The sequence below is a fragment of the Roseimaritima sediminicola genome (genome assembly GCF_009618275.1).
GTDB lineage: Bacteria > Planctomycetota > Planctomycetia > Pirellulales > Pirellulaceae > Roseimaritima > Roseimaritima sediminicola.
Genome location: NZ_WIAD01000005.1, coordinates 1 through 15,910, shown reverse-complemented (window position 1 = coordinate 15,910; position 15,910 = coordinate 1). Strand labels below are relative to the sequence as shown.

Sequence of the window (15,910 nt, the reverse complement as noted above, 5' to 3'; positions counted from 1 at the left end):
CCGGGCTCGCGCTTTGGGGCTACCACAATCAATCGCTCCGCGATTTGGGAACATTCGTTCCCAACCATAGAATCCGTTAGAGCCGGCAGATTTCAGATCCAACCTCCTGGCGAGGGCGGGGATTGCAAATTGCAAATTGAACACTGCAAATTTGAAATTTGAAATTTGCAGTGTGCAATTTGCAATCTCCCGCTCCGTTCCCTCTCCCGCTCCGCTCTCTATCGCCTTACGGGCGTGTCTCCGGCGGCCCGACTGCGGCTGCGCGCCTGCTGGTTGTCAATTCGGTATAAACCTTGTAGCTTTGCGGCTGATTGTTTTTGGTTTTTTTGGCTCGCAGCTTTCCTTTCTTTCCCCTCCAAAGGTCCCTGTGATCGCACCGGATCCTTCGTCCCTGCCCTCGTCGCACCAATTGCCGGACCAACAACGAGTCGTGATTACGGGCGTCGGATTGACGGCCCCCAACGGCAACGACTGGGCGTCGTATCGCGCTGCGCTGCTGGAAGGCCGCAGTGGCGTGCAGCCGTATGAGATCCGTTATTTCGGCAAGACCCTGGCCGGAATCTGCGACTACGACACGCGCAAGTACCAGACTCGCAAAGAGATCCGCCGCGGGACTCGAGCCGGCAGCGTCGGGGTTTACGCCGCCGGCGAAGCGGTCGGGCACAGCGGCCTGGACTGGGACAACGTCGATCGCTCGCGGGTCGGGATCTATATCGGCGTCACCGAACACGGCAACGTCGAAACCGAAAACGAGATCCACGAGATCAAGGGTTACGACTACAACACGGACTACTGGTCGCACCACCACAACCCCCGCACCGTGGCCAACAACCCCGCCGGCGAGATCGCTCTGAACATGGGCATCACCGGGCCGCACTACACGATCGGGGCCGCCTGTGCCGCCGGCAACGCGGGCTTGATCCAGGGCGCCCAGATGCTGCGGCTGGACGAATGCGACGTGGCCCTGGCCGGGGGAACCAGCGAATCGATCCACACCTTTGGCATCTTCGCCAGCTTCAACAGCCAGGGTGCGTTGGCCGTGCACGACAACCCGGCCGAGGCGTCGCGGCCGTTCGACACGGAGCGCAACGGGATCGTCGTGGCCGAAGGCGGCTGTGTGTACGTCCTGGAACGGCTGAGCGATGCCAAGGCGCGCGGCGCGGAGATCTACGGCGAACTGGTCGGATACGCGATCAACACCGACGCCACCGACTTCGTGCTGCCCAACCCCGAGCGGCAAGCCCAGTGCGTGCGCTTGGCCCTGCGGCGAGCCGGGCTCGAGGCCGGCCAGATGGACATCGTCAGCACCCATGCCACGGGCACCACCAGCGGCGACGCCCAGGAATGCCAGGCCCTGCGGGAAGTGTTTGCCGGCTGCAAACGTGTCCACTTCAACAACACCAAGAGCTACATCGGGCACGCGATGGGCGCGGCCGGAGCTCTGGAATTGGCCGGCAACCTGCCCGCCTTCAAGGATGGGGTTTGCCATCCGACGATCAACGTCGACAATCTGGATCCCGACTGCGCCCTCGACGGACTGGTCCTGAACGAGCCGCAGGAGCTTGGCGGGGTCGAATACATCCTGAACAATTCGTTCGGCATGCTGGGGATCAATTCGGTCGTCATCATCCGCCGTTATTAATGTTCAACACCCGTTTCCCTTTCCCCTTGAACCAGTAACGCGTTTTCTGAGACGCGGCACAAACACAATGACCAACGACGAAATTCGCGAAGAGATCATCGACATTCTCGAAGACATCGCTCCCGATGAAGACCTGGGCGACCTGGACGACGAGAAATCGTTCCGCGACCAGCTGGAACTGGACAGCATGGACTTCCTGGACATCGTGATGGAACTGCGCAAGCGGCACCGCGTCCAGGTCCCCGAGGAGGATTATCCGCAACTGGCCAGCATGGCCAGCACGGTTGCCTACCTGGAACCCAAGATGCGTGACATCGTCAAGAACTGACGATGTACGACACGATCATCATCGGCGCGGGGATGAGCGGGTTGGCGGCCGGAATCCGGCTGGCTCACTTCGACCAACGCGTCTGCATCCTCGAGCGCCACTACACGATCGGAGGCCTCAACTCGTTCTATCGCATGAACGGCCGCGACTACGACGTCGGCTTGCATGCGATGACGAACTTTTCGCGCAAAGGCACCAAGACCGGCCCGCTGCCGAAACTGCTGCGTCAACTGCGGCTGCGGTGGGACGATTTTCAACTGGCCGAACAGCTCGGTTCGGAGATCCGCTTCCCCGGCGTCTCGCTGCAGTTCGGCAACGACGCCGAACTGCTCCGCAGCGAGATCGCCGAACACTTCCCGGATCAGGTCGACGGTTACGACCGCGTGGTCGGCCGCCTGCTGGATTACGACGACCTCGACGGCGACAACCCGGACTTTCTGCGTTCCTCGCGGGAGGTCTTGGCCGAATGCATCAGCGAACCGTTGCTGGTGGAAATGCTGCTGTGCCCGCTGATGTGGTACGGCAATGCGCGGCAGAACGACATGGACTTTGGCCAGTTCTGCATCATGTTCCGCGCCTGCTACCTGGAAGGGTTCGCCCGGCCGTTCAAGGGCGTGCGGCTGATCTTGAAAAACCTGGTTCGCAAGTTCCGCGGCCTGGGCGGCGAACTGAAACTCCGCAGCGGTGTCTCGCGGATCCACGTCGAAGATGGCCACGCCACCGGCGTCGTCCTGGACGATGGCACCGAACTGGAGGGCCGCCGAATCCTGTCTTCGGCCGGCGCGATCGAAACCTTGCGGCTGTGCGACGACATCACCGAGGCGGAAGTCGCCAAAGCGGGGCAGCTGTCCTTTATCGAATCGATTTCGATCCTCGACAAACAACCCCAGCAACTGGGCTTCGATCGCACGATCCTGTTCTACAACGACAGCGAGCGGTTTCACTGGCAGCGGCCCGAAACCGGGCTGTGCGATGTCCGCACCGGCGTCGTCTGCTCGCCCAACAACTATGCCTACGCGCCGGACGAAGGCAGCCTGCCCGACGGCATCATTCGCATCACCACCCTGGCCGACCACGACCGTTGGTGCGCGCTGTCGGACAAAGCGTACCGGGCCGAAAAGGTGGTCCAGCAGGACGCGGCGATCGAGTCGGCGATTCGCTTCATGCCGGACTTCCGGCGGCACGTAATCGATGCCGACGTGTTCACGCCCAAAACCATCCGCCGCTTCACCTGGCACGACAACGGCGCCGTCTACGGAGCACCGGAGAAGCAACTCGACGGCACCACCCACGTCGACAACCTGTACCTATGCGGCACCGACCAGGGTTTCGTGGGCATCGTCGGCGCGATCGTTTCCGGAATCAGCATGGCCAATCGGTATTGCCTGCGCCCGATGGAGTAGCCCCCGGTTATTAGCCGCAGGGCGCAAGCCCTCGGTTCGATCAGCCGCAGGGCGCGAGCCCAATGCCATCTACTTTCACCATCGCTTGCGATTGAAGCGTTAGCGGAGCGGCGCAAGCCGCCCGGTGTGTGAAGGTTCGCACCGCAAAACCGGACGGCTCGCGCCGTTCCGCTACAAAGGAAGTGGCATTGGACGCTAGCCCACGGTTCGATCGTGACTCGGCTGAGGACAGCCGAGCTACTATTGGGGGCTCGCAAGAGGATCGCCAGTTGCGAAGCAACGACCGTCGATAGCCTGGGATGCTAATCCCAGGTCGGCCACACCCCACCCCATGGATAGTCGCGAAGCGACGACCTTTGGCTTGCGCGACGCAATTCTTCGATGGACGCTGTAAGGCACGGGCACAAACGACTGCCGTCGCTCCGCGACTCCCGACGTATCTTGGGGGGCTCCTACCTCGGATTGGCATCCGAGGCTATCAACCGCCATCGCTTCGCGATTCAGCGCGTTGCGGCAGGCGACAGACCACAGAACCGGACGCTAGCCCACGGTTCGATCGTGACTCGGCTGAGGACAGCCGAGCTACTATTGGGGGATCGCAAGAGAATCGCCAGTTGCGAAGCAACGACCGTCGATAGCCTGGGATGCTAATCCCAGGTCGGCCACACCCCACCCCATGGATAGTCGCGAAGCGACGACCTTTGGCTTGCGCGACGCAATTCTTCGATGGACGCTGTAAGGCACGAGCACAAACGACTGCCGTCGCTCCGCGACTCCCGACGTATCTTGGGGGGCTCCTACCTCGGATTGGCATCCGAGGCTATCAACTGCCATCGCTTCGCGATTCAGCGCGTTGCGGCAGGCGCCAGAGCACAGAACCGGACGCTAGCGCGCCAGCGGCTAATAGACACATCAGCCGCAGGGCGCAAGCCCAATGCCATCTACTTTCACCATCGCTTGCGATTGAAGCGTTAGCGGAGCGGCGCAAGCCGCCCGGTGTGTGAAGGTTCGCACCGCAAAACCGGACGGCTCGCGCCGTTCCGCTACAAAGGAAGTGGCATTGGGCACTAGCCCACGGTTCTTCCTGGCGGGCCTGCAGGAACCGTACCCTCGCGTCCCGGCGGCTGGTACGATCGGGGGTGGGACCTGGGAGCGGCTGGGCGTTTGGCTTAACATACCGGCCGACCCTTCGTTCCTTGCCAGTTCTCCCCTGCTGCCCGAGCCCCACATGTCCCAGTCGGCTGATTCGGATCCTTCGAGCCCGCTTCCACTGCGATACCGCCGCGTCGTCCTGAAGCTCAGCGGCGAGACCCTTTCGGCGGCGGGCGACCGCGGGATCAGCGGCGACGAGGTCGCGCAGATCGCTTCTCAGATCCGCGCCGCGATGGACAGCGGCTGCGAGATCGCCGTGGTGATCGGCGGCGGCAATATCCTTCGCGGCGCCCAGTTCTCGGGACGCACCAACAGCGTCCAGGAAGCCACCGCACACTACATGGGCATGCTGGCCACGACGATCAACGCCCTGGCCCTGCAGGACGCCCTGGAAGCGGCCGGTTGCCAGACGCGGGTGATGTCGGCGCTCAGCATGGACACGATCTGCGAACGGTTCATCCGCCGCCGCGCCGATCGGCATCTGAGCAAGGGGCGGGTGGTGATCCTGGCCGCCGGCATCGGCAGCCCCTTCGTCACGACCGACACCGCAGCGGCCCAGCGTGCGTTAGAATTGAACGCCGATGTCGTCCTCAAAGCCACCCGGGTCGATGGCGTGTACAGCGAAGACCCCGAGAAAAACCCGCACGCGGTGATGTACGAAACGCTGGACTATGCGGAAGTCATCGAGAAGAATCTCCGCGTCATGGATGCGACCGCGATCGCCCTGTGCCGCGAACACGGCACGCCGATCCTGGTATTCAATTTCAACAAAACCGGCAATATCGTCAAAGCGGTTGCCGGCGAGAGCGTCGGTACCTGGATCGGCCCCAAACCCGCTCAGTAATTCACCACCCTCTGGTCAATAGAAGGAAGACACCTATGTCGATGTCCACCGATGAAATCCTGATGGATTCCGAAGAACGGATGGAGAAAGCCGTCAACGTTCTGACGCAGAACCTGGCCGGAATCCGCACGGGCCGAGCCAACGCGGGACTGGTCGATTCGCTGCGCGTCGAAGTCTATGGGTCGCAGACCCCGCTGAAACAATTGGCCTCGATCGGCACGCCCGAACCCCAGCAGATCGTGATCCGGCCCTACGATACCGGCACGATCAAAGAGATCGAGAAAGCGATCGTCGCCGGCGACCTGGGCCTGAACCCGCAAAGCGATGGGCGGCTGATCCGCCTGAACGTCCCCCCGCTGTCGACCGAAGTTCGCAAAAAAATGGTCGCCCGAATCAAGGAACTGGCCGAAGACGCCAAGATCTCGATCCGTAACATCCGCCGCGATGCCAACAAAGCCGCCGATGCGGCGGAAAAAGAAAAAACCCTCTCCGAAGACGATCGAGATAAACTGAAAGAAGACGTTCAAGAGCTGACCAAGAAATACGAAGCCCAGGTCACCGAAGCAGCCAAGGCGAGGGAAGCCGAAGTTCTTGAACAGTAGGGCGAGTTCGGTGGCCGCCTAACCGTTGGCGAGCCAGGCATTGAGCGAGACTGAAACGTTACGGCTGAATTGCCCCAAGTGTCAGGGCAGCGTGCGCGTGCGGACCTCTGCGGTCGGCCAACGGGTGCGCTGCCCTCGCTGTTCGGCGGACTTCAAAGTCCCCGGCGTGGCCGCCGCCCGCAACGATGACGACGACTGGCTGAACCTCGACCAGCCCCTGCCGCCGGCGGCTGGCCCACAGGACAAGCAGGACGCCGCTGCAGCAAAGCCGCCCGGGGCAGGCAAATCCGCGGCCCCGTCCCCGTCTGCAAGAAAACCGTCACCACCTGCGCGAAAACCGTCACCAGGTGCGAACAAACGGGCACCAGCTGCGAGCAAACCGGCATCAGCTGCGAGCAAGCCGGCATCGACCGGTTCGGCCGCCAGTGCTCCGCCTCGAGGCCCCTCGGCCGCCGCACCGATGGGCCCAGGTCCCAGCAGCGACTTTCCCGATGGCGATTTTCCGGCTGCTGACTTTCCCGATGGCGACTTTCCCAGCGGCGACTTTCCCAGCGGCGAATCCGGCGGCGGCGACTTCGATCTGTTCGGCGGTGACTTCCCTACCCTGCCCGATCTGCCGGCCGCCGACGCGACCCCGCCGCCGGCCGCTCCCTTGGCCGCGACCGCCGAGGAAGGCCCCGACGAGTTCCGCGTGAATTGTCCGATCTGCGGCTCGATCACCTACGCCCGCCGCGACCAGGTTGGCAAACAGGTCAAGTGCCACGATTGCTTTACCAAGATCACGGTCCCGGCCCCGCCGAAACCCAAATCGGTGTATCGCCCGGATCTGGAGAAGGCCGAAGTCTTCGACTTCAGCGACGCCGGCGAAGAGGCGCCGCAGTACGAGCTGCCCTATCGCAAGCGCGCCGAGGAATACTTGCGAGAAGCCGAGGAGGCGGACAGCGAAGAAGAGGACGATTACGAGAACCCGGACGTTCGCAACTGGGCGATCGGCGTTTTCAAAATCTTCTTGGACCCCCAGGTCCCCATACACTGGTTGTTGCTGTCGATCCTGGGCACGGCCGTGGGTGCCGCTTCGGTGATCCTGGCCTTCGTCGGTGTCATTCCGACCGCCCTGCTGAACTTGCTCTTCTGGTCGTTCGTGTTCTCCTGCGGGTTTTCGATCATGGAGTCGGTTTCGAACAATGCCCGCAGCGTGAAGAGCTGGCCCTACATGGATCCGACCGAATGGTTCAACGAACTGGCCGTGGTGGGGACCGCCGCGGCGATCTGCATCGGCCCGCCCGCGATCGTGGGCGGCTTGGTATTCGGCCTGCATCCGATCACGGTGATGATCACGATGTTCTCGCTGTTCCTGATGTTTCCCTATGTGTTGATTTCGATCTTGGATTCGGACAGCGTGTTCACGCCGTTCTCGGCCGACGTGACCAAGAGCATCACGCGCTGTCAGGACCAGTGGGGCGTGCTGTACCTGACCTCGGGCGTGCTGTTCTTCGGCATGTTCTTCTTCTACATCGTGTGTTTCATGATGCCGCCGCTGATGGCCGTGGTGATGGTCTACTTTGCCACGATCGCCGCGTTGTTCGTGTACTTTTCGATGATCGGCCGCCTGGCCTACGCGATCGGCCACACGGTCAACGCCCCGCCACCGGACAAAGCCTAACCAGTGGCATAGGCTTCCAGCCTGTGAAAGTAGCACGGCTGTTTCAGCCGTGAAAAACTCCCTCTCGGCTGGGACAGCCGAGCTACTCTGCCACGGATTCAACTCTCGGGCTGGGCGGCGATTTCGGCGGCGAACCGGGCGTCCTGATGACGGACCGTTTGGCCCGTTAGATCCGCCACGATGCGATCCACGTGCTCGTGGCAGTTCTCCAGAAAAATCTTGTAGCGGCTGCTCTGCGAACCCGCCACCGCGGTGCCGGCGACGTAGATGCCGGCCGCGTTGCTCTGCATCGTTTGCTCGTCGATCTGCGGCCGGAGGCTGTCCTCGATCAATTCAACCCCCGCCATCTCGAACAGCCGCTTGTCCTGCTCGTAACCGATCAACTTCAGCACGTCGTCCACCGCCACGCGCTGCGTCGCCGCTTCGGCTCCGCTTTCGCCGACCGATCCGTGCCCCTTTACCGGTTCCAACACCACGTGGTCGCCGTGGATGGCGGCGGGCCGGGTGCCGAAGTAAGCGCGGATTCGGCCGGCCGCGCACAGGCCCCGGATCTCGGGCAACAACCAGTACTTGATCCCGTCCTCGGGCAGCGTCGCGCCGCGATAGCTGAGGCTGACCTCGGCCCCGGCGTGATGCAGACGCAGGGCCGCTTCGACCGCACTGTTTCGCCCGCCCACGATCAAGACCCGCCGGCCCACATAGCGGTGCGGCTCGCGCAGGTAGCCGTCGACGTGCGGCAGGTCTTCGCCGGGGACCCCCAAGCGGCGTGGCCGATCCGTGCCGCCACAGGCCAGGACGACGTTCTGGCAGTCCAGCGCGGTGCGCGTGCCGCGGCCTTCGGTGATCACGCGAAAGCGAGTCTCGCCGTCCGGGCCACCCTGCCCGTCCGACTCACGCCGCTGGATGTCGACCACGCGTTGATAGGTACGCACCGGGATATCGAACTGGGCGACGACGCCGCGCAGGTACGCCAGGTACTGTTCGCGAGTGGCTTTGGCCTGATCCGGCGTCACCAAGGGCACGCCCGCGATGGCGATGCGTTCATTGCTGCTGAACCAACGAGTCTGGGGCGCCCACCAGGAGATCGTCTGCCCGATCGCTCCGGCGTCGACGATCTCGAACGGGATACGGCGTCGCCGCAGGGCCACGGCCAATTCCAATCCGATGGGCCCTGCCCCGACGATAATCACACGTGTCGAAGCGCTAACCGAAGCATCCATAACAGGTTTTCTAGCGTTATTGATTTTTCTAGCGTTGTTAACTTGGATCTGAATTCTGACTTTGGCTTTGCTGGAATTCCGTGATGGCGTCTACCAGGGCCTGCATCGTGTACGGCTGGGCTTCGACGCTTGCCTCGAGACCGTGGCGAGCCAGGGTGGCCGTGGTGGTCGGACTGATACTGGCCAGTTTGGCGTTGCGCAGGGAATCACCGAACAGGCGGACCAGCGAATCGGCGATCGCGCTGCTGGTGACCGCGATCCAGTCCACCTCGCCGGCTGTGAGGCGAGCGGCCAGCTGCGGGTCGGCCTCGGCGACGTCTCGGTTCTGGTAGGCGACGACGCGCCGAACCTCGCCTCCGGCGTCGGCCAGCAGGGTATCGAGCGTATCGCGTCCGCGGCTGGCGCGGATCAACCAGAACCGCCGACCGGCCGCGCGGCCGGCCAGCACTTCGGCCAGGCCTTCGGCATCGAAGCGCTCCGGCACCACGTCCGCTCGCACGCCTCGCCGGCCGAGGGCCTCGGCCGTTCGGCTCCCCACCGCGGCAACTCGCACCCCCGCCAATCGCCGGGCGTCCTTGCCAAGTGTCGTCAAGCGATCGAAGAAATATTCCACACCGTTACGGCTGGCGAAGACCAGCGTCTCGCCGGACGTCAGCTGGCCGATCGCTTCGTCCAGCGGAGCCCAATCGGCCGGGGGCGCGATTTCGATTGCCGGCTGCAACAACACTTCCGCCCCACGAGATCGTAGTGGTTCGGCCAGCTCTTCGGCCTGCTGCTGCGGTCGACAGACCAACACGCGCTGGCCAAACAGAGGTCGCAGATCGAACCAGCCGAAGGTCGCGGCCAACTGGGTTACCGGGCCCAGGATCACGATCACCGGCGGCCGAAACTTGCTGGCCGGCGTCAGATGCCCCACGACTTCGTCCAGCCGGCAGTGCAAACTCTGCTGATCCGGCAGGCTGCAGCGGCGGAGGATGGCGGCCGGCGTGTCGGCAGGCTTGCCGGCATCCAACAGCGCCTGGGTCCAGGTTTTGACGGTGGTCACGCCCATGTAGATCACCAGCGTGCCGGGAAACCGTGCCAACGCCTCCCAGTCCAGGGCCGATTTCGGCTTGCCGGGTTCCTCGTGCCCGGTCACCAGGGCGACGGCCGAGGCCAGTTTGCGGTGCGTGACCGGGATCCCGGCGTAGCTGCTAGCGGCCAGGGCGGCGGTGATGCCGGGGATGATTTCAAAGCGAATTCCCGCATCGCGCAGGGCCTCGGCTTCTTCGGCCGTGCGCGCAAACACCGCCGGATCGCCGCCTTTCAGCCGCGCGACGATGCGGCCCGCGCGGACGTGCCGCAGCATCTCCTCGATAATTTCGTCCTGCGTCCAGATCCGGCTGCGGCCGTGCTTGCCCACACAGATGTGCTCGGCGGCCGGCGCGTGCGACAACAGCGCCGCATTGCTCAGCCCGTCGTACAACACGACATCGGCCGCCTCGAGGCAGGCCGCCCCCCGCAGGGTCAGAAGTCCCGGGTCACCCGGGCCGGCACCGATAAGATAAACCTGAGCTGAATTCAATTTGTCGGGGCCCTTGGCGGTAAAATACAACAGTTAAACGCGGGACGCTGGGCAAATTGCTCCAGCTTTCCTGGCCGGCAAAAGGTAGCTCTGGACAGAATCGCCGCCCAGCGGCATACTTTGAGGTTCGTTAGTGTGACCAAGATAGCCTTACCCTACTAAACAACCAGTATGCCTAACTCAGCTAGTGCCAAGAAGCGACTGCGTCAGAACGAAAAACGTCGTGCTGCCAACCGTGCGGTCAAGAGTGCCATGCGCACGCAGATCCGTAAAGTCCGCGAAGCGGTCGAATCGGGAGAATTGGACTCGGCCGAAACCGAAGCTCGCGTGGCTGCCAAGCACCTCGATCGAGCCGGCGCCAAGGGCGTGATTCACCGCAATGCCGCCGCTCGCACGAAAAGCCGCCTGCAGCACCTGATCAAAAAAGCCAAAGCGACGAAGTAGTTTCGCCGGGGAACCGCCCTCGATGGTTCCCTCCACGCCGCGCTTCGCCCGCTTTGTTGAACTCCCTATCGAGACCAACCCGTGAAGTGCCAGCACTGCGAAAAACCAGCGACGTTCCATATCACGGAACTGACCGACCCGGATGGCCCCAAGGTGATGCATCTGTGCGAAGAGCACGCTCGCGGGTTCCTCTCCCAGGAGTCACCCACGCCGGTGGCCTCGGTCGCCAGTGCGCTGGCCAAACAACTGAAACTGGGACAGACCAAGGAAGAACTCGCGGAGCTGGATCGCAAGGCCTGCCCGGTGTGCGGGATCACGTTCTACGAATTCCGCAATGCCGGCCGCCTGGGGTGCCCCTACGACTACACCCACTTCCAAAAGGACCTCGAGCCGCTGTTGAGCAATATCCACGATTCGCTCGAACACCACGGCAAACGGCCCCAACGCAGCGCCCCGACCGCCGACCTGCAGGCCCAGGCCATCCAGCTGCGACGGGAAATGGACGAAGCGGTCGAGCGAGAGGATTACGAGCGAGCCTCGGAGATCCGCGACCAGCTGCGAGCCCTCGAAGCGGGCAAAGACGAAGCGAGCAAGGACGAGGCCGGCTCCGATGCTGCCGACCAACCGTCGGCACAGTCGAAGAAGGCGTCGAAATCTTCCTCGCCGTCGAAGCCCTCCAAGCGACCCAAACCGCCAAAATCATCCAAACCCTCTGACCCGCCGGAGCCTCCTTCGCAAGCGGAGGATGCTTGATCATGCAGCCGACCGAAAAACTGGATGAACTGGCCGGCCGCTGTGGCGAATGGTTGCGCGGCACGGGCCCGGAATCGGACATCGTGATCAGCAGCCGCATCCGCTTGGCTCGCAATCTGAGCGATTATCCGTTCATCCGCCGCTGCAGCGAAGAGGATCGGCTGGCTATCGAACGCACCGTGGCCGCACGGCTGAACAAGCTGGAGGAATGGAACGACGTCCGCTACATCAACGTCGGCGGGTTGTCCGAGGTCGACCGCCAATTCCTGGTCGAACGGCAATTGATCAGCCGCGAGCTGTCCGAGACCGAAGGGGCTCGAGCCGTGGCGATCGATCCCAGCGAACAGTTCAGCGTGATGATCAACGAAGAGGATCATCTGCGGCTGCAGGTCATGCACAGCGGCCTGGACCTGACCAAAGCTTGGGAACAGATCAATCATCTGGATGATTTGATCGAAGGGGCGATCACCTACGCCTACCATCCCAAGTACGGCTACCTGACCGCCTGTCCGACCAACGTGGGCACGGGCCTGCGAGTCAGCGTGATGATGCACCTGCCGGCCCTGGTCATCACCCGCCAGATCGACAAGGTCTTCCGCAGCCTGCAGAAGATCAGCGTAACGGTTCGCGGCCTGTACGGCGAAGGCAGCCAGTTCACCGGCGACTTCTATCAGGTCAGCAACCAGATCACCCTCGGCAAGAGCGAAACCGAACTGGTCGAACAGGTGGGCGAAGTCGTGCCGGTGTTGATCGATTACGAACGCCGCGCCCGCCAGTTCCTGGTCGACCAGAGCGAACAGGACCTTCACGACGACGTCAGCCGCGCCCTGGGCATCCTCTGCACGGCCAAGAAGATCAGCAGCGAAGAAACCATGCACTACCTGTCGAAGGTTCGCATGGGCGTCAACCTGGGGCTGATCGAAAGCGTCGCGGTCAAGAAGATCAACGAGCTGTTCATCCACACCCAACCAGCTCATCTTCAAAAACTGCACGGCCGCTTGCTGGGCTCCTCCGACCGCAACGTCCAGCGAGCCAACTATCTCCAGCGCCACCTCAGCGGCGACGAAGGCGGACCGGCCGACTTGAACTAGTCGCCGTAGCTGCACTCCCGTAGCTACTCCTCGCCAGAGTTTGGGCGTAGCTGAACTCGCCAGAGTTTGGACGGCATTGAGAACGCTCAGCGGCCGCCCCCCCAAAGTCTGGCGACTTCACGGGCTGTCGATTTACTCGAAAACGCATTGCTAATGTGAGCCGTTTGGGCGTTAGCCCCGGTTTTGCGGTGACCAAACCGAGGCTATCGCCTAAACGGCTCAATAAATCGACAGCCCGTTCAGCTACGGGAAAAGGGTTAGGGCAACAGTACGTCGGTGATCACGAACTCGACTTCGCTGGGGACCACGCCGGTGGGCGTTTCGTAGTGGAACGAGTAATCCTCGACCTTGCCGCCCAGATCGAACAGGTAGCCCACGCCGACTTCGCTGCTGGTCTGGCGATAGACCTGGTACCCCAAGTGTTCGCTTCGCGTGCCATCGGCGGCGGTCACGTAAGCCGGATTCTCAAAGACCCACTGGCGATGACTCTCCAGCGAACGATCGGCGTTTTCCATCGCCATCAGCACGCGGATTTCGTGCAAGGGACCGTTCGGCCGGATCGCTTCCAGTTTTACGGTGACCGCGCCGTTGCGAGCTTCATCGGCACCTTTGGCCAGCGGGAAATCGAACGTCGCGCTGGGTCCCGGGATCAGCGCACGGATCAATCCGGTCAGCGTTTCGATCTTGTGAGGACGTCCTTCGGGCAGCTGCAGCGGCAGGTGAATTTCTGAGAAAGCCAGGCCGGCGTTGCTGGTCACATTGATGTCGCCTTCGACCGACTCGGGGATCAACGTCACCTGGTTATCCAAGGTGGCATGCAATTGATCCAGCGGCAGCGTCAGCCCGATCGGCGTCAAGCGAGGCTCCCAAGCGATCTCGACCGCAATATTTAAACCGCTCTGCGCGGGCCGGTTCAGCACGCGGCGAGCCACCACCGTGGTCGGCTCTAAACGGTACACGCCGGCATAGGCTGCTGAATCGATCCGGTCCGGCCGCTGCGATGCCCGCGGCACCAGTGCCAAAACGCCCTCTTCACCGCCATAGAAATCGATGTCCAGCGACGCGGCGTCCAAGACCGTATCCACCGCTGGCCAAAACGACAACGCGCCGACCTTGCCCAACTGCACCGGCGTGCTGTCAGCCACGTCGTGTTCGAATTCCACACCGCTGGCCGCACTGATTCGCTCCAGCGCCTCGCCCAGCGTCGACGCGCCGGCCAACCGCACCGTGACGGCTTCGGTCGCGACCCTGGCCTTCTCTTTTTCCAGTGCCAGTCGCACGCGCGAGAGCCGCATCCGGGCTTCGGCCGACAACGAACTGCGCTCGGTGGGCAGATACCGCAAAGCCTCAGGACCCTTTTCGATCAACTCGCGTTCGGCGCCCTGTCGCTTGACCAACTGAGCGGCGTCCAGTTGGTCGACAAGGTCGCGCACGTCGGCTTCGAAGTCCGCCTCGTCAGCGGGAGCCGCCTCGTCAGCGGGAGCCGACTCGTCCGCGGGAGCCGCTTCGGCAGCGGAAGGATCCGCAGCGGGGGGCTGGATCGGCTGCGCAAACAAGCTTCCCAGCGCTGCGCTGCAGCAAAGCAAACAAGTCAAGGCAAAGGTTCGCATTTTCGCTCACTTCCCGGCTGGAGAAATCCGCACAACAGGCTAGGTGCCATCGCTTTTCTGACGCTCACCCCGACACTCCTCTCCGCGGCGCCGGGGACGGAATCGATTCTAACCTATCTTTGTAGTGCGGACCGAATCTTCTCTCCCGGAAAGCCTGCTCGATGTTGCGTTTGCCCACCGTCCTGACCGTCCTGCTGTGTGCCCCGAGCGCCGCGGCCACCTCGCCTCCGGTCGTGGAATTCGCCGTTTCCCAGCAACATGAACGTCCCGAGCGGGGCCTGCAACTGATCCGTGTGCCTCAGCGGACCGTGATTCTGGGCCGCGACGGTTGGTTGCACGACACGATCGATGGCGTCCAGCCACGGGTTCTGGGCGAGACCGAGGAGCGATTCCGCGTGACCTCGCGGGCGGAGATGCGCTCCCGGTTGAGCGAAGAATACGGGCGCGACTTCGAAGTCGTTTCGACCACGCATTACCTGGTGGTCCAGCCGCGGGGCCGCGGCGATCGCTGGCCTCGCCTGTTCGAATCGCTGCACCGGCATTTCGTGCACTACATGCAGATCCGGGGCGCGACCGTGCGGCAAGGCCGGTTCCCTCTGGTCGCCGTCGTCCTGCCCGATCAAGCGGCGATGCAGGCCGAGTTCGCTCGGCTGGGCATTCAAGTCTCCCGCGTCGCCGGCGTCTACCACCTGCCCTCGAACCGGGTGATCCTGCACGACCAGGGCCACGCCGATTACGTGGCCGAAACGGTGCGTCACGAAACGGCGCATCAAACCGCTTACAACACGGGCATTCACAGCCGCGTGAACGAAACGCCGCGCTGGATCGTCGAAGGGATCGGCACGCTGTTTGAACCCGAGGGCATGCAGTCACAGGCGGCGGGTCGGGCGGGCCGCAACCGCCTCAGCGCGAGCCACCTCGAACGCTTTCGAGCGCGGTACCGGGACAGCGAGTCGCTGGCGACAGATTTGCGACAATTAATCGTCGACGACAGCCTGTTCCAAGATTCTCGGCGCATCGACGACGCCTACTGCCTCAGCTGGGCGATGATGTTCTACTTGGCCGAGCGTCGCCCCGAAGCGTTTGCGCGACTGCTGAAGCACACCGCGGGCCGACCTCCGTTTCGCGTTTACACCCCCGCGCAGCGCTTAGCAGACTTTCGCCAGTACGTCGCCGCCGACCTGGGCCGCTTCGCCCGAAACCTCGATCGCTTCCTGGACTCCCAGTAGCCCTGCCCGCCAGAGTTTGGACGCGGGAATCGAGCCTTGAGGCGATCGAGAGACGGCGCGGCGGATAGAGATTGCAAATTGCAGACTTTCTGACTCCGGCGGATTCGATGTATGAGAACGGAAGTTCCCAAATCACGGAGCGAAGGCAATTCACTGACTGGCACAACTCCGGCCGGTGAGCCATCAATTTGCCAACGACACTTACTTTCGAAGCACCCTCTGAAGAAACTCGCTGGCCGCGGCTAAGCGCTCCGGGCGAACCAGGATATCGAGTCCTGACGCGATTCGCTGCAGACACCGCACCGGGTTGTGAAGCTCTTGTTCCGTACAGCGGATTCGGTGGCCGAATTCGGCTTCTTCGATGT

General features: G+C 62.9%; 13 protein-coding genes. 10 read left to right on the top strand and 3 right to left on the bottom strand.

Going from position 1 to position 15,910, the window contains the following annotated elements; all coding sequences use genetic code 11:
* Positions 1 to 391 precede the first annotated feature (391 nt).
* The 6 genes from GE027_RS04430 (at position 392) to GE027_RS04405 (ending at position 7,634) form a co-directional block, all read left to right on the top strand.
* Positions 392 to 1,642 carry a beta-ketoacyl-[acyl-carrier-protein] synthase family protein gene (locus GE027_RS04430; protein ID WP_390621571.1) on the top strand — a complete coding sequence of 417 codons (1,251 nt, stop codon included), beginning with the start codon at positions 392 to 394 and terminating at the stop codon, positions 1,640 to 1,642.
* A 67-nt stretch (positions 1,643 to 1,709) separates the two neighbouring features.
* Positions 1,710 to 1,970 (top strand): acyl carrier protein, encoded by a 261-nt coding sequence (locus tag GE027_RS04425; protein WP_153555977.1) that lies wholly within the window; start codon positions 1,710 to 1,712, stop codon positions 1,968 to 1,970.
* Between the two features lie 2 nt (positions 1,971 to 1,972).
* Positions 1,973 to 3,373: a phytoene desaturase family protein gene (locus GE027_RS04420; RefSeq protein ID WP_153555976.1), complete on the top strand. Its 1,401-nt coding sequence runs from the start codon at positions 1,973 to 1,975 to the stop codon at positions 3,371 to 3,373.
* 1,228 nt (positions 3,374 to 4,601) lie between these two features.
* Complete coding sequence (gene pyrH / locus GE027_RS04415) at positions 4,602 to 5,369, top strand: UMP kinase (protein ID WP_153555975.1); 768 nt, start codon at positions 4,602 to 4,604, stop codon at positions 5,367 to 5,369.
* A gap of 41 nt (positions 5,370 to 5,410) precedes the next feature.
* Positions 5,411 to 5,971, top strand: coding sequence for a ribosome recycling factor (frr, locus tag GE027_RS04410; RefSeq protein WP_153556087.1), 561 nt, complete (start codon positions 5,411 to 5,413; stop codon positions 5,969 to 5,971).
* Positions 5,972 to 6,011: 40 nt separating this feature from the next.
* Positions 6,012 to 7,634 (top strand): zinc ribbon domain-containing protein, encoded by a 1,623-nt coding sequence (locus GE027_RS04405; RefSeq protein ID WP_153555974.1) that lies wholly within the window; start codon positions 6,012 to 6,014, stop codon positions 7,632 to 7,634.
* A 98-nt stretch (positions 7,635 to 7,732) separates the two neighbouring features.
* Here GE027_RS04405 and GE027_RS04400 read toward each other — a convergent pair whose 3' ends face one another.
* Entirely contained in the window at positions 7,733 to 8,854 is a 1,122-nt protein-coding gene (locus GE027_RS04400; RefSeq protein WP_153555973.1) for an NAD(P)-binding domain-containing protein, read from the bottom strand.
* 37 nt (positions 8,855 to 8,891) lie between these two features.
* Entirely contained in the window at positions 8,892 to 10,418 is a 1,527-nt protein-coding gene (cobA, locus tag GE027_RS04395) for a uroporphyrinogen-III C-methyltransferase (protein WP_153555972.1), read from the bottom strand.
* 171 nt (positions 10,419 to 10,589) lie between these two features.
* Between cobA and rpsT the strand changes: the two genes are divergently transcribed.
* From rpsT to GE027_RS04380, 3 genes are all read left to right on the top strand, one after another.
* On the top strand, positions 10,590 to 10,862 hold the full coding sequence (gene rpsT / locus GE027_RS04390; RefSeq protein ID WP_153555971.1) for a 30S ribosomal protein S20: 273 nt from the start codon (positions 10,590 to 10,592) through the stop codon (positions 10,860 to 10,862).
* 81 nt (positions 10,863 to 10,943) lie between these two features.
* Entirely contained in the window at positions 10,944 to 11,615 is a 672-nt protein-coding gene (locus GE027_RS04385) for a UvrB/UvrC motif-containing protein (protein WP_153555970.1), read from the top strand.
* 2 nt (positions 11,616 to 11,617) lie between these two features.
* Positions 11,618 to 12,706: a protein arginine kinase gene (locus tag GE027_RS04380; protein ID WP_153555969.1), complete on the top strand. Its 1,089-nt coding sequence runs from the start codon at positions 11,618 to 11,620 to the stop codon at positions 12,704 to 12,706.
* 257 nt (positions 12,707 to 12,963) lie between these two features.
* Here GE027_RS04380 and GE027_RS04375 read toward each other — a convergent pair whose 3' ends face one another.
* Entirely contained in the window at positions 12,964 to 14,316 is a 1,353-nt protein-coding gene (locus GE027_RS04375; protein ID WP_202617328.1) for a hypothetical protein, read from the bottom strand.
* Between the two features lie 161 nt (positions 14,317 to 14,477).
* Here GE027_RS04375 and GE027_RS04365 point away from each other — a divergent pair, with 161 nt between their 5' ends.
* Positions 14,478 to 15,545 (top strand): DUF1570 domain-containing protein, encoded by a 1,068-nt coding sequence (locus tag GE027_RS04365; protein ID WP_153555968.1) that lies wholly within the window; start codon positions 14,478 to 14,480, stop codon positions 15,543 to 15,545.
* Positions 15,546 to 15,910 lie beyond the last annotated feature (365 nt).